The 18,510-nt window shown below is 56.4% G+C and carries 14 protein-coding genes, 7 pseudogenes and 1 riboswitch; of the genes and pseudogenes, 8 read left to right on the forward strand and 13 right to left on the reverse strand.

Annotated elements, in window-relative coordinates; all coding sequences use genetic code 11:
• Position 1: 1 nt before the first annotated feature.
• The 3 genes from thiC to HJB89_RS30715 all read right to left on the reverse strand — a co-directional run bounded on the left by thiC (position 2) and on the right by HJB89_RS30715 (position 3,626).
• On the reverse strand, positions 2-1,819 hold the full coding sequence (gene thiC, locus HJB89_RS30705) for a phosphomethylpyrimidine synthase ThiC (RefSeq protein ID WP_018517748.1): 1,818 nt from the start codon (positions 1,817-1,819) through the stop codon (positions 2-4).
• A gap of 92 nt (positions 1,820-1,911) precedes the next feature.
• Positions 1,912-2,023, reverse strand: a riboswitch (TPP riboswitch).
• Between the two features lie 222 nt (positions 2,024-2,245).
• Complete coding sequence (locus HJB89_RS30710) at positions 2,246-2,956, reverse strand: hypothetical protein (protein WP_018517749.1); 711 nt, start codon at positions 2,954-2,956, stop codon at positions 2,246-2,248.
• Positions 2,957-3,377: 421 nt separating this feature from the next.
• Positions 3,378-3,626, reverse strand: coding sequence for a hypothetical protein (locus HJB89_RS30715; protein WP_026242465.1), 249 nt, complete (start codon positions 3,624-3,626; stop codon positions 3,378-3,380).
• A gap of 269 nt (positions 3,627-3,895) precedes the next feature.
• Here HJB89_RS30715 and HJB89_RS30720 point away from each other — a divergent pair.
• The 4 genes and pseudogenes from HJB89_RS30720 to HJB89_RS30735 form a co-directional block, all read left to right on the forward strand.
• Positions 3,896-4,111, forward strand: a pseudogene (locus tag HJB89_RS30720) (IS5/IS1182 family transposase); the annotation flags it as partial.
• 883 nt (positions 4,112-4,994) lie between these two features.
• Positions 4,995-5,924, forward strand: a complete 930-nt coding sequence (locus HJB89_RS30725) for a sugar ABC transporter substrate-binding protein (RefSeq protein WP_026230977.1) — start codon at positions 4,995-4,997, stop codon at positions 5,922-5,924.
• Between the two features lie 561 nt (positions 5,925-6,485).
• On the forward strand, positions 6,486-6,719 hold the full coding sequence (locus HJB89_RS30730) for a RodZ family helix-turn-helix domain-containing protein (RefSeq protein ID WP_026242471.1): 234 nt from the start codon (positions 6,486-6,488) through the stop codon (positions 6,717-6,719).
• 343 nt (positions 6,720-7,062) lie between these two features.
• Positions 7,063-7,992, forward strand: a complete 930-nt coding sequence (locus tag HJB89_RS30735) for a PLP-dependent cysteine synthase family protein (RefSeq protein WP_018517779.1) — start codon at positions 7,063-7,065, stop codon at positions 7,990-7,992.
• Between the two features lie 135 nt (positions 7,993-8,127).
• On the opposite strand, the pseudogene HJB89_RS30740 reads toward HJB89_RS30735, so the two are convergent.
• A pseudogene (locus HJB89_RS30740) lies at positions 8,128-8,646 on the reverse strand (Lrp/AsnC ligand binding domain-containing protein); the annotation flags it as partial.
• Positions 8,647-8,668: 22 nt separating this feature from the next.
• Positions 8,669-8,902, reverse strand: coding sequence for a LysR family transcriptional regulator (locus HJB89_RS33895; protein ID WP_077987977.1), 234 nt, complete (start codon positions 8,900-8,902; stop codon positions 8,669-8,671).
• Between the two features lie 105 nt (positions 8,903-9,007).
• On the opposite strand from HJB89_RS33895, the gene HJB89_RS30750 reads away from it, so the two are divergent.
• Complete coding sequence (locus HJB89_RS30750) at positions 9,008-9,433, forward strand: ACT domain-containing protein (protein WP_018517780.1); 426 nt, start codon at positions 9,008-9,010, stop codon at positions 9,431-9,433.
• 371 nt (positions 9,434-9,804) lie between these two features.
• Here the strand turns inward: HJB89_RS30750 and HJB89_RS30755 are convergent, their stop codons facing one another.
• The 4 genes and pseudogenes from HJB89_RS30755 to HJB89_RS30770 all read right to left on the reverse strand — a co-directional run.
• Positions 9,805-10,116 carry a hypothetical protein gene (locus HJB89_RS30755; RefSeq protein ID WP_018517781.1) on the reverse strand — a complete coding sequence of 104 codons (312 nt, stop codon included), beginning with the start codon at positions 10,114-10,116 and terminating at the stop codon, positions 9,805-9,807.
• Positions 10,117-10,506: 390 nt separating this feature from the next.
• Positions 10,507-11,289 carry a DUF2971 domain-containing protein gene (locus HJB89_RS30760; RefSeq protein ID WP_018517782.1) on the reverse strand — a complete coding sequence of 261 codons (783 nt, stop codon included), beginning with the start codon at positions 11,287-11,289 and terminating at the stop codon, positions 10,507-10,509.
• A gap of 170 nt (positions 11,290-11,459) precedes the next feature.
• Positions 11,460-11,630 (reverse strand): annotated as a pseudogene (locus HJB89_RS33900) (thiamine phosphate synthase); the annotation flags it as partial.
• Positions 11,627-12,214, reverse strand: a pseudogene (locus HJB89_RS30770) (thiazole synthase); the annotation flags it as partial. The pseudogenes HJB89_RS33900 and HJB89_RS30770, both read right to left, overlap by 4 nt.
• Before the next feature lie 682 nt (positions 12,215-12,896).
• Between HJB89_RS30770 and HJB89_RS30775 the strand changes: the two are divergent.
• Positions 12,897-13,646, forward strand: coding sequence for an aspartate/glutamate racemase family protein (locus tag HJB89_RS30775; RefSeq protein WP_131704921.1), 750 nt, complete (start codon positions 12,897-12,899; stop codon positions 13,644-13,646).
• A gap of 65 nt (positions 13,647-13,711) precedes the next feature.
• A pseudogene (gene tnpC / locus HJB89_RS30780) lies at positions 13,712-14,211 on the forward strand (IS66 family transposase); the annotation flags it as partial.
• A gap of 26 nt (positions 14,212-14,237) precedes the next feature.
• Here the strand turns inward: tnpC and HJB89_RS30785 are convergent.
• Entirely contained in the window at positions 14,238-15,326 is a 1,089-nt protein-coding gene (locus HJB89_RS30785; RefSeq protein WP_026242470.1) for a HAMP domain-containing sensor histidine kinase, read from the reverse strand.
• Positions 15,319-16,014 (reverse strand): response regulator, encoded by a 696-nt coding sequence (locus HJB89_RS30790; protein WP_018517771.1) that lies wholly within the window; start codon positions 16,012-16,014, stop codon positions 15,319-15,321. Before HJB89_RS30790 ends, HJB89_RS30785 begins: the two co-directional genes overlap by 8 nt.
• 819 nt (positions 16,015-16,833) lie before the next feature.
• On the opposite strand from HJB89_RS30790, the pseudogene HJB89_RS30795 reads away from it, so the two are divergent.
• Positions 16,834-17,048: pseudogene (locus HJB89_RS30795) on the forward strand (IS481 family transposase); the annotation flags it as partial.
• 428 nt (positions 17,049-17,476) lie between these two features.
• Here HJB89_RS30795 and HJB89_RS30800 read toward each other — a convergent pair.
• Both HJB89_RS30800 and HJB89_RS30805 read right to left on the reverse strand, forming a co-directional pair.
• A complete protein-coding gene (locus HJB89_RS30800) occupies positions 17,477-17,935 on the reverse strand; it encodes an OsmC family protein (protein ID WP_018517770.1) in 459 nt (152 codons plus the stop codon).
• Between the two features lie 130 nt (positions 17,936-18,065).
• A pseudogene (locus HJB89_RS30805) lies at positions 18,066-18,248 on the reverse strand (nitrogen fixation protein FixA); the annotation flags it as partial.
• Positions 18,249-18,510 lie beyond the last annotated feature (262 nt).

The following is an 18,510-nucleotide window of genomic DNA, read 5'->3' on the forward strand; positions in this document are numbered from 1 at the left end:
CTCATTCGCCCGAATGTTGCAGGGTTTGAACTGGCATATAGAGGTCGCCGCCCTCGCGATAACGCGCTGCCATCGCGTCTAGCCCCTCCTTCTGCGCTTCGGCGCGGATATCGTGCGAGATGCGCATGGAGCAGAATTTCGGGCCGCACATGGAGCAGAAATGGGCCACCTTATGGGCTTCCTTCGGCAGCGTCTCGTCGTGGAAGCTGCGGGCGGTTTCGGGGTCCAGCGAGAGGTTGAACTGATCCTCCCAGCGGAATTCGAAACGGGCGCGGGAGACCGCGTCGTCGCGCAGCTGTGCCGCCGGATGCCCCTTGGCGAGATCGGCGGCATGGGCCGCGATCTTGTAGGTGATAACGCCGGTCTTGACGTCGTTGCGATCGGGAAGGCCGAGATGCTCCTTCGGCGTGACGTAGCAGAGCATCGCCGTGCCGAACCAGCCGATCATGGCTGCGCCTATCCCAGAGGTGATGTGATCGTAGCCCGGCGCGATATCGGTCGTCAGCGGCCCGAGCGTGTAGAAAGGCGCCTCGCCGCAGACTTCGAGCTGCTTGTCCATGTTCTCCTTGATCTTGTGCATCGGCACATGGCCGGGGCCTTCGATCATCACCTGGCAGTCTTTCGCCCAGGCGATCTTGGTCAGCTCTCCCAGTGTTTCTAGTTCGGCGAACTGCGCCGCATCATTCGCGTCGGCGATCGAGCCGGGGCGCAGGCCATCGCCGAGCGAGAAGGAGACGTCATAGGCGCGGCAGATGTCGCAGATCTCCTCGAAATGCTCGTAGAGGAAGCTTTCGCGGTGATGATGGAGACACCACTTCGCCATGATCGAACCGCCGCGCGAGACAATGCCGGTGACGCGGTTGACGGTGAGCGGGAGGTAGTGAAGCCGCACGCCGGCATGGATGGTGAAATAGTCGACGCCCTGTTCGGCCTGTTCGATCAGCGTGTCGCGATACACCTCCCAGGTCAGGTTCTCGGCAATGCCCTCGACCTTCTCCAGCGCCTGATAGAGCGGCACGGTACCGATCGGCACCGGCGAATTGCGGATGATCCATTCGCGGATGTTGTGGATGTTACGGCCGGTGGAGAGATCCATGACGGTATCGGCGCCCCAGCGGGCCGCCCAGACCATCTTCTCAACCTCCTCCGCCATCGATGAGGTGACGGCCGAGTTGCCGATATTGGCGTTGATCTTCACCAGAAAATTGCGGCCGATGATCATCGGTTCGGCTTCCGGATGGTTGATGTTGGCGGGGATGATCGCCCGACCCGCCGCCACTTCCTGCCGGACGAATTCCGCCGTCACATGGTCGGGAATGTGGGCGCCGAAGCTCTCGCCGTCGCGGACTATGGCGTCCGCCTGCGCCTTGCGGCCGAGGTTTTCGCGGATGGCTATGAACTCCATTTCCGGCGTGATGATACCGGCGCGCGCATAGGAGAGTTGGGTGACTGCACTGCCATCCTTTGCGCGCAGCGGCTGGCGTAGCGCGGGGAATTCGGGCGTCAGCCTTTCGCCGCTGGCAAAGCCGTTGTCTTCGGGACGGACATGGCGGCCCTTATAGGCCTCGACGTCGCCGCGGGCGAGAACCCAGTCACGTCGCAGTGAGGGCAGCCCCTGTTCGATACGGATCTCGGTGCCCTCGGTCGTATAGGGGCCGGACGAGTCGTAGACGACAACGGGCGGCTCGCCCGATGTCGGATGCAGGCTGATTTCGCGCATCGGCACGCAAATGTCGGGATGGATGTCCCCCCGAATGTAGATCTTCCTGGATGACGGCAAGGGGCCGGTGGTGACGGTTGGGGTGGCGGCGATATTCATGGTTTGAGGCTCCAAGTTTTCGATTGGAGACCCAGTCCTCAGCCGGAATGATGAAAAGACGCCGGCATGGATTCCACACGTGAATCCACTGCCTTCGAGCGCTTGCACCGTCCCTACGCCAGTATGAACTGGATCAGGTTCAACGGGTCACTGCGCGCGATAGCAGTATCTCAGCCCCTTGCCGGGACCCCCCTGGTGAATGCGAAAAAGGGTAGAGGCTTGCCGAGTAGACTGTCAAGCCACAATCTGCCATGGCTTGGGATCCGGGTTGCACTTAGGCTATCGTGCGTGGTCGCCGCGCTCAACGAATCGACAAGGGCAATCGCCCGACCGACACGCTTCGGCAAGGCAGGCGCTTTTGTCGCATGCAGTGGCTGTCGATTTTCGTCCCGCGCAGTTCAGCAAGTATGCTGAGCTACCGAAGCGCTATTGAGCAAGCAGGCGCGGAACTGGAAAGTCTAGTACTTTGTCCGTGTAGCTTTCGACCAAGGCGCTAAACGGCGTGCCATCTCGAAGTTTCAGTACGGCACGATGTTCGAGCAGGAACGGCGGCAGGGTAAGGGGACCTGTTTCATGCGCTGTTAAGCCCTCCATGTCCCAGCCTTCGGATAGAGGGGACCAGAGCAACTTGGCAGACAGGTTTGTGCGAGTGAAATTAAGAGCCTGAACGGCTCTGCCAAACGCGATATCGCTGGTCTTCAACGCCTGATTCATCTCTGCAGTTAATTTTGCGGGTACATACCAATTGTCGGCTTCCGACAAGACGCGGTCGCCGCAGACCAGGCGGACGCGGCGATAGGCGATCAGTTCACCGGGGCCGACGGTCAGAAGTTCGCGGATGTGCTCATCGGCCGGCTTGTCTTGCCCGCCCACACGCTGAGCTACAATCTTAGAACCTTCCGGTGCGAGCTTGTGCGCGGCGCACCAGCGATCAAGGGTCAACGTAGCACTGGCGTTACTCAGGAGATTGGCATTCAAGGTCTGAAGGACCGCAAGCGCTTCTACTCGAGATGTCGGCGAGTTCAGCCACTGAGACCCTATAGACGGTTCTTGCGCAATTGCGATCTGGGTGCCCAGCACGATGGCAGTCGCTGCAAGTGCGGCGATGCGAATGCGTTTCGAAGAACAAAATGACACGGAGAACGAATCCTTTCTGCAGTAAATTTGATGGGCTAACCCTGCGCGTCAAATTTCTTTGATTTTGGCAGGCGAGCGCGCGTTGTCAGCGTATTTGATTACCGGCAGAGAGATTTGAACTGCGCCTTGCGTGTACCGGGTAACGGTCGGGTTCCCAATAGGCTTTCTTACCATCTTCCGATGTTCCTGCCGTGCTCCTACCTGTTGAAGCCTGTGTGCCCGAGCCGTCCTTTGCTTGCGTCGCATCAAGGTCGTCCATGATATCCTCCATCCGCGCGCCGACCTGTTGTTGGAGTTTGCAAGCGTTGGCGACTGAGCCGGCGCTTCCTTCCTGAAATATGGAAACCCGATAGACGTGGCTTTCAAAGGAGGAACGTGGCGGCCGGTCCAAATTCTGCCAATTACATATCGTAACTTTCACTTAACGGTTTAGCGCCTTTGTCGTCCTCTCGCTCGTTGCGGGATGTTCATACAGCTGGATCGGATAAAATAGGTAGCAACCGAAAGCAAAATCCAGGAGCAATTGTTCGAAAAAGGTCTTCTTCGTCGACACAGAGCCCTCCTGCCGGTCGAGTGACAATTGTAGACCAGGCAGCGACACGCCGTCGATGGTTGCCAACCGCAGATGCGAGTAGCCAAGGCGCTTGTCTGATTTCTTTTGGTGATCCATGTCATCGCGCTCCTTGTGCAAACCTTCCGGAGGATGATGTCGCCGGCAAGATTTCAGCATTCATGGGAAAGAATTTTCCTGTTGCACTGTCGTAACTCATCATAACAGGACACTTGATGAAAACGACAAGCAACGCAACAGATGTGTCGGATATATTTAAAAGTATATCGTTTCCAATATGGCAGATCTTATTTTCTATTGTGAGAAACCCGTGAGTTATGCAATATATTATTGCATATACTTCTATATATATCGCATTTCATGCCTTTGGGGGCCGCATGAAATGGCAACTCTCTAACGGCTACGGCAAACGCTCGCTGGTCGAAACGGCAATCGGGCGATAAAAGTCCATCATCGGGCGGCGTCTGCGGGCGAGGTCGCGACCTGGTCAGCAGACCGAAGGCGTCATCGGCTGCGCCGTTCTCAATCGCATGCTTGACTGCGCACGCCCGAAATTCGTCCGCCGCAAGGCAGCCTCGGCATGATCAGCCGTTTCAAAGATCCCCATCCGTTCAATTCCAGATCTGTGCACCAACGCCCGCGGTCGTCGCCGATCGCATTTGTAGAGTTTGCTGTCTCAATGCATCACTTCTTCTCGGAGCTTAAAGCGGTAGCGGAGAGGAACGCGCGGAAGTCGACCGTCGATTCAAGGAGTCGGACGCTGACGCTGACAGGGTCCCTATTGCCAGCGATTGGACATGGTCATGCAATAAAATTGCATCGACAAGTGCAGATGACATGTCGTCGCCAACGACCTCTCCGGAGAGGTCTGCGCCGGAGCCAGGAGGTCTGCGAGGGCGAGTGTAGAGTTGCCGCCTCGACCGGCCCAGTTCAGCGACTGCCCGGTCCATTGCGGCGCCGCCGCTCTTGTTAATCTCTCCTGCCATCGGGTTCGATATTCCTGAAAAAAACCGGGTACTGATGGGGTTCTCTCATTCACGACGACGATTCTTTCAAGAATGAGAGACTTCACAAACAACGATGAATGGACCTCAAAGTGAAATAGATAGAAGCTTACCAAAACTGCGTCACGTTGCCTCGCGATCACGCGAGAGCTGACGAAGAGATTGGACAATATGGCATGTGTCGGCTTTGCATCATTGTGGTGTCATCTGTGAAAGACGCTCGACATTGGCGCTGTTGAAGACTGCGAACTTAAATCATCAAATCAGGCACCAAAAAATTTGGGGTTCGCGCGAGTCAACGTAGCGGCGAAGGGGAGGCTGGTCGTCAGCATCGAGATCGTCTTGATATCTTATGGAGATGTTCGGCCTTTTTCTGGCGGCCCTGGTAATTGTTTTCGGCCAGCGTGCTGAAAACCCGGCGTGAGGAGGGTGCAGCCGGGCACCGCTTTGTGGAGGAAGTAAAATGAAAAAGTTTATCCTGGGCACTGCGATGGCGCTCGTCATGTCGACGGCGGCTCACGCAGAAACTGTCGGCGTCTCGATGGCGAAATTCGACGACAATTTCCTGACGGTTCTGCGCAACGGCATGACCGATTATGCAAAGACACTCAGCGGTGTGACGCTGCAGGTCGAAGACGCACAAAACGACGTTTCCAAGCAGCAGAGCCAGATCCAGAATTTCATCGCCTCCAAGGTCGATGCAATCATCGTCAACCCTGTCGATACCGATGCGACCACGGCAATGTCGAAGCTTGCGGCCGATGCCGGCATTCCGCTGGTTTACGTCAACCGTCAGCCGGTCAACGTCGACACGCTGCCGGAGAAGCAGGCCTTCGTCGCTTCGAACGAGCAGGAATCCGGCACGCTGGAAACCAAGGAGATCTGCCGTATTCTCGGCGGCAAGGGCAAGGCCGTCGTCATCATGGGCGAGCTCTCCAACCAGGCTGCGCGCATGCGGACCCAGGACGTTCATGACGTCATCAAGACGGATGAATGCAAGGGTCTGGAGATCGTCGAAGAGCAGACGGCGAACTGGGACCGTACCCAGGGCGCCGACCTGATGACCAACTGGCTCTCCAGCGGCATCGAATTCGACGCCGTGATCTCCAACAACGACGAAATGGCGATCGGCGCCATCCAGGCGCTGAAGGCAGCCGGCAAGGATATGACCAAGGTTGTCGTCGGCGGCGTCGACGCCACGCAGGACGCGCTTGCCGCCATGCAGGCGGGTGATCTCGACGTCACGGTGTTCCAGGATGCCGCCGGCCAGGGCAAGGGCTCGCTCGATGCAGCGCTCAAGCTCGCCAAGGGCGAAAAGATCGAAAAGAAGGTCTACATTCCCTTCCAGCTCGTGACGCCTGCCAACGTCAAGGACTTCGTCACCAAGAACTGAGGCGAACGCTAAGAGGATGCGGGCTTTGTCCGCATCCTCTTTTCGGGCGCTCAAAGTTCCTCAAATCCTTAAAGATGAACGACCCTTGAGCTCAGGGTGCGCTTGATCCCGATGCGCCGTTCTCAGGCGATCTCTTCACGACGACGGCCGATCAACAGCGCCCGGCAGGTTTCTCACAGGCTCTGGCCGAACCTGCGGGCCATGAGCGTATCGCGCCGAGGCAACTCTCGAATTGTTTGTCCATCGTTCTCCGCTCGGGAATGATCAGTGCATCACTCCCTACGAGCTTCCCGACCGGGGCGAACGCTCCTGCCAGATCGGAAGCTACTTGTCGGCCGTCGTGAGTGTGCGCCGCAGTTGGGAGCTTGGGTTACCTCTCGTCGGCTGCTACGCAAGGGTTGTCCGCCCTTCATCGCGTCAGACCTGTACTCCGCTGCACAAACTGATAGAAAGTGCGCCCGCGGAATTCGAAGAAACTGTCCGTTGCCGGACGCGGTCGGCAGCGGTGGAACTAGAAAACGGATGCACGTTTTCCGGCTGCCAAAAGGAGCCTTAATCGACATGAACATGGTCTCGAAGATTGCGAAATCGCCAGTTGCCCCGTCCGTTGGCGCTCTGCTTGCAGAAGCTCGCCTGGCTCGCGGCTATTCGCTGGACGACGTCGCAGAAACCACTGGTCTGACTGTGGCAGAGGTGACAGCTCTGGAGAACGACGCGGATTTCGACGCGTCGAGGATTCGAAGGACCGCATCCGCTCTAGGGATTCTAGAAAAGATATGCGATGCGCCGCGCTGACATCGTTGAACAGCTTTTTCCACGGCTCTACCTCCTCAAGGAAGGTGGGTGCAGCAACTCACGGGTCGCGCTTCAATGGGATGCTGTTCAACTCGGGCACAGTTTTCAAGGGTAGGGCAGGGAACCTCGGCTGTGATGTTTGACAACCAGCTGACTCTTCAAGGGGAATGGCGCGGCTGGCGCAGTTCTTCCGCTCGCAAATTCGGCATCATCGCGTGCGGCTCGATTCCAAGGTTCAGCAGTCTCTTGGGAAACTTCGTGGGAATCCGCTGTATGATCTCGTTGGGTGTTTGCATCGGTTTGACGCCCATCGAAAACTCAACACGCGGTTCACCCGGGTGGCTTGCCCAATACTGCGCTCAACGCTATTGGCAATACACCGGTCGTACGCCTGCGTCGCGTCGTACCGGACGGGAGCGCTCAAGTCTTTGTGAAGCTCGAGTATTTCAACCCGACGGGCTCGTATAAAGACCGCATGGCAAAGTCCATCATCGAAGAGGCTGAGCGCCGCGGAGATTTGAAGCCAGGAATGACAGTAGTCGAGGCGAGTGGGGGAAGCACGGGGTCCTCGCTCGCCTTCGTTTGCGCGGTGAAAGGCTATCATCTCATCGTGGCTTCTTCAAACGCCTTTGCCATGGAGAAGTTGCGTACCATGGGCAGCTTTGGCGCAACCGTTGATCTGATCCACAGCCCGTCCGGCGAGATTTCGGCCGATCTAATTCCGTCTATGATCCGTCACGCCCGGGAGGTCTCCAACCGGTCGGACTGCTATTATTCGGACCAATTTAACAACCGCGACGCCTTGATTGGCTACGAGGAGATCGGCCATGAGTTGGTCACACAATTTCCAGACGGTATCGACGCCTTCTGTGGCGCAGTTGGTGTGGCCGGGATGACAATGGGCGTGGCAAGGATTCTGAAGTCGCGCTCAGCGTCGATTCGCATCGTGGTTCTGGAGCCGGCCTCTTCACCTGTCATATCGAAAGGTTGGGCCGGAACCCACCACGTCGAGGGCATAGGGGTAGGCTTCGTTCCGCCTTTGCTCAATCAAGATCTCTATGACGAAGCGCGCAGCATTCCGGAGGAGGAAGCACGCGCTATGTGTCACCGATTGGCACGGGAGGAAGGATTGCTGGTCGGTACGTCCACGGGCCTCAATGTTACTGCGGCGATTCGTTTGGCCAAGGAGTTGGGGCAGGCTAAGACGGTCGTCACGGTCGCGAGCGACACCGGCCTAAAGTACATGAACGGGAAGCTTTTTGCAGATGCCTGACAACGGTCGAGCGACGGCCGGGACGACGCTGGACCTTCGGTTGAATTGGAACCTGCGCGACAAAACGGTTGGCCCCGGCCCCTAGGCAAACGCGCCCCTCGTTGTATCGGTAGCGCAGTTTTTTGGAGCATCCTGTCAACGGGGCAGGGAAGGTTCATGATCGTGCCCACGAGTAAATTTCATAGTCCGTCCAGACGCTGCCACGACAATCGCCAATCTAAACGGCGTCGAAGCCCAAGCCTGGCTTGCCCACCTTCTTGCCTGCGTTGCCGATGTGTCCGTCAGAAAGCTGATCAGCTGCTTCGGTCGAACTGGTAATCGACTCATTGAACTCTTAGGCGGGGTAGTCTGCGGCCCTGACGACGGATTACGGCCTAACATTGTCGCATGAGTGATTTTTACTCCGACCCCGACGCAGGAGCCACCCTGTGAGTTGCCGCGACACCAAGGGATGCCGGCGCTGTCGAGTGGTAACGGACCGTTGTATTTATAGAGGCGCATCGCGAAAGATGTCCGGATGACGCCAATTGCGGGAAGAGCGAGTAACGCGATCAGAACCGTTGCTTCATACGTAGCCATGTCGGGAATCACTACCTCGAGCGAGAAATCATGGTCTCCCGAGACGAGGTGACATGCTATTACTTCGGGCATGGAGAGGACGGCCTCTCAGAAGGAGTCAACGTTGTCGTGTGAGTGTCGTGCGGCGTGACGGGATATCCTCTCTCCAATTTGGGTAGGCCGGCACGGATGACCGCGGACGATCAAGACCGCCAGCCTTTTCCTCAGGCGCTCTAATCTGTTGCGGGACCGCCGAAGGCGTAATCCGAAGTATTTTGGCCGCCCGCTCAAAGCTTGCGCTGCGAAGGAGTGCGACGAGTGCCTCAAGTTGAAATCGATCCAACGTCGTCAATCTGCCTTATGCCAGTTAAGGAAATCTCATTTGTTCGCGCCCAATTCCCGTCTTAGACAATGAACACCCAAGACATCATGACGATAGGCAAAGGAGCCCGCTAGAATGACTATTGTGTCGCGAGACAAGTTCGAAATGCTGTCGAACATGACGCCCTCGCTCAAAGACGGCGAGTATGTGTTCTGCTCGATACCCAATGAGGGGAGCAAAGTCCACAATCTGAATCCGATTGGGACATTTCACGAAAGAGAAGGTTTGACAGTCATCCTTGAGAAAGGAGAGGCGCACGAAGCGGGGTTCGAAACTTCACTTGCGATGCGCCAGATCACCCTCAATGTGAATTCTGCGCTCGATGGCGTCGGCCTTACGGCGGGCGTTGCTGCCTCTCTCGCAGAAGCTGGCATACCGTGCAACATGGTGGCAGCATATCACCACGACCACATCTTTGTTCCGGCGGGCCTAGCTGATCGAGCATTGCATCTGCTGGAAACGCTGCAACGCGAGTCCGCGCGGGCGATGCGCAAATGTTGACGAACAGGAATCCCCGCACATAGCGGGCGAAGCGTTACTGACTTCGCGGGCAAGCGGCAGCACGAGCAGACCTGGGCGTTCCTCGCCGAGGCTCCATCGCGATCAACCGAGAAGATCGTCGGTACGGGCGATTATTGTTTTGGCGAAAGCCGTTCGCAATCGCCTGACGCGGGCAACACATCGAGTTTTTAAAGGGAGCATGACAAGGGACAATGTCGGCCGAGTTAGGGCACTCCACGATCTTTGGAATACGGGTAACGTAGAGATGTGCGATCAAATTTGAGGATGCCAACTGATCGAGGTCACGCGGATCAACGATATCTACTCAGGTTCTCTACAAACGGGATTTGGGCATCCCAACACCAACTCGCTTAATCGCCCTTCCGCACGCCAATCTTCCCATCCACCATGATCTTCAGCGCTCGGATCATGCCGGCGAGGTTGAGCAGAACACCCTCGACTTCGTCGTTATTCGCAGCAGCCTCTGTCATCAACGCAGCGATCTCAAGGTCCCCCATCACAACATAATTTCCGCGGCTGGGGCGAGTGCCGGTTTCCAGGCGCATCTCCCGCACCATTCTTACCGCGCGCTCGACTAGGCGGCGGTATTCGTCAGTGCTCAGTTTGTCGACCTCGTTGGCCGCCCGGGTGAGTTCAGAGATAAAGTCGGCAGTGTAGGACATTTGCAGATGGTTTGCCGATGGGTAGGACCTGTCAATGTTCGCCAGAAGGCCGGGGTGTTTGCCGGGTTCCTCGCGGCCTGCATCGGTCTTACGGAGGTTACCGAATAGCTTTAAATATTGCGCGGTATTAAGTGAACATTGTGGCCGAATGCCGCGATAATGCGACGCACCGACAATCCGCGGGCGGGGCCATCCGCAAAGGCATAGCCGGCGCTGCCGGTCGCCCACGCGATCCTAGACCCCTCCATCCCGCCGTGACCGGCGCGCTGGTCTTTCACAAACGTCAAGGAGACGACGATGACCCTTCATCAGTGGTTATCGCCCTGCTGAAATTCGACGTGCGACGACGTTGTCGATCGCGGTGCCGTTGAACAACCATCTCTTGTCACTCTAGTCCGGAAAATCATCTCGCAGGTTGAACGACAGGTCGTAGGTCTCAATGGCCGGGGCGGCGGTCATGATCTCGAATCCGAATAGTTTTGATTGCTCTTTCAACCACTCCATTTCCGAGAACCGGGAGCCAGCAAAGACGCGGGTGATCGAACGCTTTGGCAGGGTCAAACCAAAGACGGTTTTGTCGGTAAGGCCGATCTTCTTCCATAATCCGTCACATGTTATACGATCATTCCAGACTTGTCCGTGAATGTCGGCTACGGCGCGTACCTCCTCCTCATATGCCCACGAGATCGGCTTGGAGAGAAACAGCCGCTGCAAAAGCTCGTAGTTTTCGATATCGAATCGCTGGTCACCGATCTCGGCAATTCTCGTCCTGTTCTCGTACGTGTCTCTATTTGGCCGCTTCATATAAATAACCGAGCCGAATTGAACGGGTATGAGCAGACCGCGAGAGGTAAGCCTCGCCACGTCCGCATCGATCTCGATAACAGCCCCGCGATGGCTATCAGCATAATGAGACCACATCAGGCCGTTGTCATAAGTGCGAGTGAAGCTTGCGACCGCGCATTGTCCCCATGTGGTGTCGGCATTTCTTGCCATCTCCTCTCCAGTCACATAGGTGTCGAAGAGAGTGTTCATGCCTCTGGGATAGGCAGACCGAAGCACGCGCGGCTGATCGAAAGGATCGTTAAAATCAATCGGCCGTGTAAACCCGATCCGGTGGCTTTCGATAATGCCGCGAAGCGCGGTGAGGGAGACATATTTATATACAATCAAATCAGAACTCCTAAATAATCGTTTGGCTCATATGGCACTGCCACGGGGCGAGTGAGTGATCGCTGTATGTTGCTGGCGCTCTCGTCACGCGCGAATGTGGCCAATGGTTCCATTTCGTCAAGGCGCGCACTCGCGGGACTTCTGCTACTGATCGCGACCTCACTGCAGGCAAGCATTCGGCAAGCGTTTCCGGGCACCTCTACTGCGCGACGGATCTCGGCGCGTAGTTCAGTCTCCGGACGATCCTTGATGCGCAACTGCACCAGCTTGACGCCGAGGGGTACCAGCCGGGCAATCCATTCGGCGCTGTCGACGATCAGGTAGAACGGATCAAGCTTCATGTGAACACCGCCTTTCCGATCACCGGCGTGGAGGGGACGGCCATGTCGCGTGGCTCCAGCACGCCAGCGTCAAAGGCCTGCTTGCCGGCGGCGATTGCCGCGGCAAAGGCGGCTGCAATCGCGGCGGGATCTCCGGCGCCGGCAACGGCGGTGTTGAGCAGAACCGCATCGAAGCCGAGCTCCATGACCGCAGTTGCGTGCGACGGCCGGCCGATGCCGGCATCGACGATCAGCGACACGTCAGGGAAATGGGCCCGCATTGCTCTGAGCGCTGTCGGATTGAGCGGCCCGACGGCACTGCCGATCGGTGCGCACCAAGGCATGAGCACCTTGCAGCCGGCCTCCAGCAGTCGTTCGGCCACGACCAGATCGTCCGTCGTGTACGGGAAGACTTCAAAGCCTTCACTGACGAGAATGCGAGCCGCCTCGACGAGACCGAAGACATCCGGCTGTAGCGTATCATGGTTGCCGATGACCTCGAGCTTGATCCAGTCGGTGGCGAACAGCTCGCGTGCCATCCTTGCGGTCAGCACCGCTTCCGCGACGCTGTGGCAACCTGCAGTGTTGGGTAGGATACGAACGCCGAAACGGTCGGCTTCGGGCTTCTCTCAACCCACCGGGCAAAAAGGTAGGCGGCCAGATTATCATGCCAGATGATCTTCAAATTATCCGATCTGCGGCCCTGAAGACGAAGAGATCCCCTGACAACGGATCATGCTTCAGAACCTCCTGCACCCCCAAGACACTGTCTATATTGACGCCTATATAGACAGAACATCGAGCTCGCCTCACTTCTCAGGAAGGCAGCCCTCCACGGACGCGTACGGCACCCCTCAAGGTGGGATTATCTCACCTTGCGAGTCATAGATGCGGTGCAGATGCTCCTCGCTCGCAGCGATCACCCATTACCGAGAGCACCGCGGCTGATCGTCGGAACGCCGGCACGCTCGAATGACGGCTGCCCGCGAAGCCGATCACCCGCTACAGCGCTATGAAACGTGCAGGCGCTCCCCTTGGGACGCGCTCGCCCTCAGGCCGCGCGTCCATGATCGCTCCATCAAACCTCCACGGGACTTGAACTTACTAAGTACATACAGACGGCAACAAGGAGACACCGATGATGACTCACATGGCCTTGTGCTGCCGAGACCAACTAAGGGGACCTTCCGCAATGACCGAGCAGTGAACAGAAAAACTTCGATTGCAGTCGCCCGCGGTGCCCTCATGTGTCACCAAATCCGCTCTACCGTAAGATGAGACTTTCTGATGTCTGAGGTCAAACCGCAAGCAAATGCCTGTCCTCCCCACATAATTGGGCTAAAAAAGCCACTTGGAGTGGTGGGGGGAATGGGAAGTCTAGCAACTGCGAAATTTCTGCAGGCTTTGGCTCAAAAAAGTGGGGTGGACACAGATCAAGAGCACGTTCCATTTATTGCTCTATCACTTCCCAACATTTCTGATCGATCAAACGCAATATCTATCGGCAGCAACGCGCCGTTGCGGCAAATCCTGGAACGCACGCAATGGCTCGAGAAAGTTGGATGTGGAGCTATAGCCATCCCCTGCAATACGGCACATTTTTGGTCTTCCGATATTGCAAACGCTCTAACAATAAAATTCATTAGTATAGTTGAGGTTACTCGCGACTTTATATATGAGCATAACGGCACGGATATGGATAACCTGCGAACAATTGTCTTAGGAATGAAAGCAACTGTTCAACACAAATTATATGGAAATTCAACGGCAGGCTGGGGCGGCGCTGTCCCTGACGTCGACTCAATTCAACAAGACGCAGCAAGGGTTATTGATGACGTCAAGAGCGGAAATATAAGTCGCGCCAGGTTTAAAATGGCATTACTGGTAGCGCGAACACGAAGCCTCAAGCCGGACGCTATTATACTTGGATGCAGTGAGCTATCTGTCGCATCGCGAGACATTTTCAAAGGTTCAGACGTTATAGATCCGCTAGATATTCTTGTAGACGCGTGCATTTCATGGTTCCGCAATACATAGACATCAATATAATCTTAAGATCGAAAAAATGGTAGAAAATGTCGAAACTTGTACGTGGAAGTATTGAGGTTGACCACCTCGCAAACTTAAGTGGTGTGGTGCATGCCGATGGCTATGGGGGCTACAAGAAGCTCTACGGCAATCAGATTGTTGAGGCCGCCTGCATGGCGCATGTGCGCCGCAATTCCATGATGTGATCGAGCGCAAGCCATCTCCGACCGCTGACGAAGTTCTGTCGCGCATTGGTGCACTCTACGATATCGAGGATCGTATCCGCGGCATGTCGGCTGACGAGCGGCGTACACTGCGCCGGTAACACGCCAGACCCATTCCGGCGGACCTCAAGAGCTGGATAGACGAGACGCTCTCGACGCTGCCACAGAAGCAGAAGCTGGCCGAGGCAATGCGATATGCCCTCTCGCGATGGGCAGCATTGAGCGTCTATCTCGACGGCGGTCGCGTCGAGATAGACAGCAATATAGCTGAACGGGCCATGAGACCGCTTGGAATCGGAAGAAAAAATTGGCTCTTCGCCGGGTCAGACAAGGGTGGCGAGCGCATCGCCAAACCTTCAGTTCACGCCCTCCAACACTAAATCCTCTTTACGCCGGAGGCGTTCTTTGGCAGCCGGATCTTGACTTTGAAGCCTCGTCCGCAATCAGTATCTATGACGACTTCGCCGTGATGGACACTTGCTATCGTCTTTACAATTGTAAGGCCAAGACCGCTGCCTTCGGGAACGCGCTCTCGCGAGTCACCGCCGCGCCAGAAGGGATCGAAGACTTTATCCACCACGGCGGCCGGCAAGCCAGGGCCTGTGTCTTCGCAAAGTATCATGGCCCAATCCTCGTCCTCATAGGTCCGGATGGTCACGGTAGTCCCCGGTGCGTAGCGGCGGCAGTTATCGAGCAGCGCGCGCAGCACTAGGTGCACTCCCGCGGGATCGGCGATGCAAACTGCACGATCGAACTGTCGCTCTATTGTGATGCTGGCAGCGACCAAATCGTCCTCCATCGAGGCGGTCAGCGTCTCAGCTTCCACCGCGAGGTCGATCTCTTTGATGTTAAGATCGAGCCTGTTGGCGCTCGATAATCGAAGATTTTCTAAATCGTTGGCCATAGGAGCAAGACAGCTGACATGGGGAATCATGCGAGCGAAGAGCTCCCGGCTTGGTTCGATGGCTCCAGTCGAAAGTCCACGCAGATTGCCAAATAGCACGGTCAGGGACGTGCGGAATTCATGCGCAATCGCTGAGTTCCGGTATCTGAGATCTGCTTCCAACTCCTCCAGGCGTTCGGCCATAGCGTTAATATCGGCAGTAAGTGCATAGGTCTCCTCGAACGAGTGCGGGGGCGCCGTGACACGCACTGAATAGTCACCGGCGGCTATCGAACGGGCTGCAGCTGCAATTGGTGGCAGAGCGCCCACTATGTCTTGGGCTAGGCGACGGCCGACAATGACGGCGGGAATAAGACCGATTGTTACTATTAAACTGAGTACGGCGACATCCCTCCAGTGCGATCCGTTGGTTTCCCGAAAATAGCCCAAAGACTGCAAGCGATGCAGTATCGTGAAAAAGATCGTAACTCCAAGGTAAAAGGCCCCTAAAGATATGAAGGTTTGCACGCTCAAAGCGCGAACGATCATCGTTTTCAAATTTCTAGTTTTGTATTCAGCCATCTTTAGTGTCCATTCGATATCCAATGCCCCTGACGGAGACCAACATGCCACGAAGGCCAGCGGCATCTAGTTTGGATCTCAGATTGCACATATGAGAATCAATGGTCCGCTCGAGCGGCACATTGTCTGGAAAACATTCGTCAACCAGTTCACCACGCTCGAACACGCGGCCGGGGGAACGAGCCAAACGAAAGATAAGCTTGAACTCCGTTGGAGTCAGCTGCAGGTCTTTTCGTCCGGTCGGTTGATCTACCCATGCGGTGCGTGCGGAATGGTCGACGGTCAGTTTTCCAAGGCGGATTGGCAGATTGGCGATGCGACCACCGGCCCTCCGTAGCACCGCTATGGTACGGGCTACCACCAAGTCCGGATCGAACGGTTTGACAATGTAATCATCTGTTCCGAATCGATAGCCCTGCAGTTCGTCAATAGGCTTGTCCCGGCCCGTCACCATAATCACCAGCGTGTCGCCGCGCCGCCTAATTTCAGCCAATACCTCAAAGCCGTTCCGGCGGGGCAACGAGACGTCGAGCATGACGAGATCGGGTTTCAGTTTCATATGGTGCGCAAGGCCTATTTCTCCATCGGAGGCCTCCACTGTTCGATAACCTTCTCTCTCAAGGTAAGTTCTTAATAGAGTACGAGTTTCCTCATCGTCGTCGATGATGAGGATCAATTCATTACACATGGCGTGCCTCCTAAAAGTAGTGGATTCCAGAGAGGTATCGCCACGCGTAGCGTCAACCGCGAACTCGAATCGGTGCAACCTTTGTTGAGGACGTAGCTTATGTGCCTGCCCGCAAAGTGGACACCAACCCAGGGAAGAAGGTCAACGGTGATAACCTCGCCTTCCGGCAAATATACCTTGCGAATGAGCGGTCGGATAATATTTGGAAATGTCTGTTACATTGACCATTATACTTTCCTGTAGGTGTGGATTGTTGAATGGGAGAGGTCTGGCATCCCATCTTCTTTCGCAAATGTAATTTGTGCGCCGATAACGGAATTGACCGCAGTGGTGTACGACGTTCCAGCTGCGCGCTTTTTGTTGTGATTTTGCCAAGCACGAGCCCCAATCGACTTGTCTGGGATTAACAGCGTTCGCGTTTGCTGCAGAGTCAGGGATGTTCGACTGCGGCGCCTCCGCCGTCGACGCCCGCTGTGGCAGCACCGAGCTCGATCGCGCGCATCCCGCTGACATTTCAACGCTCCTTACCCGAGGACATAGTAATCGCAACGATATTCACTTGCGCGCTGTCGGGTCCACGGTATCAAGGCCTACAGGGGTAAGATGGTGCCGCTAACCCGGGTTGTCCGCCCCTTCATCGCCTCAGACCTGTACTCCGTCGCGCAAACTGATAGAAAGTGCGCCCGCGGAATTCGAAGAAACTGTCCGTTGCCGGACGCGGTCGTGAGCGGTGGAACTAGAAAACGGATGCACGTTTTCCGGCCGCCAAAAGGAGCCTTAATCGACATGAACATTGTCTTCCAAATCAAAGGATGCGCTATGGGCCAGGTTCTTTATGGGAGCGCCACGACGACAGAGGCAGTTCGTCGAGCGATAAAACGTAGTCAAGAGGCCTGATGGCGCTCTCGAAGCGTCACGGGATCAATCAGAAGACCGACGCTCGGTGGCGGAAGCGGTCCTCGGTCGCGGACCTTCCGACCGGCCCGAAAGAGCCGAGATCGACGGTCTCTGTTGAGGAGGAGGCTGTTGTCGTTTTGGCAGGAATTGGCGTTGTCCTTGCGGTCCCGCATGTAGGGGGCAAGGGAAAGATAAAGCGTCTGGAGAAGAACCTCGCCCTCGGCGAGATCCCGGAACGGTCTCCCGCTCGAGCCGGAAATTCGCAGCCGCTTTCCGGAGGGGCGCGATGCAAAGACGATGCAGGTGGCAACGGGTTGACTAGCCATGGTGTGCTCCTCTTCGGTTTTTTCCTTGGTGTATCAGCAATTTGCTTCAAGCAAACCCGTGCTCGCCATCTGGGCCCTACCGGAGCACCCCTTGTGGCAGTGCCGCGGGCGCATTTCGAATGGCCGCATGATTTTATCCTTCAGTGATACCAATTTGGGGAATTATGCAGCAACCGACATCCGACGGGTTCCCACGAGACGAAGTCGAGAACACGTGCTGACACATGACTACACGGTCATCAGTCGGCGCTCCTTATATGATGGTCAGGTTGCTGGTGATCCAACTGCCCGCGCACCTCGTTTCCGCGTTTCAGGAGATTGAGGATTGGACAGAGCTTTTCCACGGTCGCCTGCAGTCTGGCGACGTCCGCGGTACTTGCGGGAGATACCAGGGTGACCAGGTAGTTGATGTCCTGGGGATAGACGGGAACGTCTTCATATCCTTCTGCACCTGCACGCAGATCGATCGTGGCGGAGACTTCCGCATTCAGCGATTCCAGCGGCACGCCCTGATCGGACGCATAGATCAGAAAGGTATGGGTCAGGCAGCTCGAAAGCGCGCCGAGCAGCAGTTCTGGAGACGACGGACCCAGATTGTAGCCTGCGAAATCTGGCGGGCTGTCGGAAATGACCTGGAAATCCCGAATTCGGATACGACGTACGCCGCTGCGGCCTTCAGCGCTTGCACTGGCCTCCATTGTGACCGCACTCAGATCGCCCCTTCTGACGCGCGCCCGCCGATCGAGTAGTGCTTCGTGCTTCTGTCGGAGATACTCATTCAAAGTTGTCATCGCTTGCTAATATTCCTGTTGTCGAGACCGATGCCGGGATGGCCGAAGCGCCGCGTTGCGCGCGCCGTTCAACCACGAGCTCGCGAGAAATGGGATCAATGGAAACAATCTTCGCTACGCAAGACAGTTGCTGGAGGTTCAGCCTCTTTGCGATTCCGGGTCCGACCGGGGCTGTGTCGCCGTCAATTGTCTGCTTCCCGATTAAGACGATATCAGGCCCCCTAATGTCCGGCACCTGTTTGATACAGACCACGATGTGCATAGTCGTTTAAGCTCCCAATCGGATTTGGGCTTTAGGGACCCGGCTTACTCTGAGCACCGCTCGTGCCAATCAGGTTGCGCCGGTAAGCCTTCGAGATTGCAGATGTGGACGGCTCCTCCCTCGTCAGGGTTTGAGTATACGGACAACGCGATTGCTTGCAATCAGATGTCCGGCCTGTCGGTGCAGATAAATCTGCTGGCCAAGATGGTGTTCGCTACGC

Source organism: Rhizobium sp. NZLR8, assembly GCF_019685025.1.
Classification (GTDB): Bacteria; Pseudomonadota; Alphaproteobacteria; order Rhizobiales; family Rhizobiaceae; genus Rhizobium.

Excerpts from the sequence above, each read along its gene's own strand:
- thiC (WP_018517748.1), bottom strand. The coding sequence starts at position 1,819 with ATGAATATCGCCGCCACCCCAACCGTCACCACCGGCCCCTTGCCGTCA.
- HJB89_RS30715 (WP_026242465.1), bottom strand. The coding sequence starts at position 3,626 with ATGGATCACCAAAAGAAATCAGACAAGCGCCTTGGCTACTCGCATCTG.
- HJB89_RS30725 (WP_026230977.1), top strand. The coding sequence starts at position 4,995 with ATGAAAAAGTTTATCCTGGGCACTGCGATGGCGCTCGTCATGTCGACG.
- HJB89_RS30730 (WP_026242471.1), top strand. The coding sequence starts at position 6,486 with ATGAACATGGTCTCGAAGATTGCGAAATCGCCAGTTGCCCCGTCCGTT.
- HJB89_RS30750 (WP_018517780.1), top strand. The coding sequence starts at position 9,008 with ATGACTATTGTGTCGCGAGACAAGTTCGAAATGCTGTCGAACATGACG.
- HJB89_RS30755 (WP_018517781.1), bottom strand. The coding sequence starts at position 10,116 with ATGTCCTACACTGCCGACTTTATCTCTGAACTCACCCGGGCGGCCAAC.
- HJB89_RS30775 (WP_131704921.1), top strand. The coding sequence starts at position 12,897 with ATGTCTGAGGTCAAACCGCAAGCAAATGCCTGTCCTCCCCACATAATT.
- HJB89_RS30785 (WP_026242470.1), bottom strand. The coding sequence starts at position 15,326 with ATGGCTGAATACAAAACTAGAAATTTGAAAACGATGATCGTTCGCGCT.
- HJB89_RS30790 (WP_018517771.1), bottom strand. The coding sequence starts at position 16,014 with ATGTGTAATGAATTGATCCTCATCATCGACGACGATGAGGAAACTCGT.
- HJB89_RS30800 (WP_018517770.1), bottom strand. The coding sequence starts at position 17,935 with ATGGAGGCCAGTGCAAGCGCTGAAGGCCGCAGCGGCGTACGTCGTATC.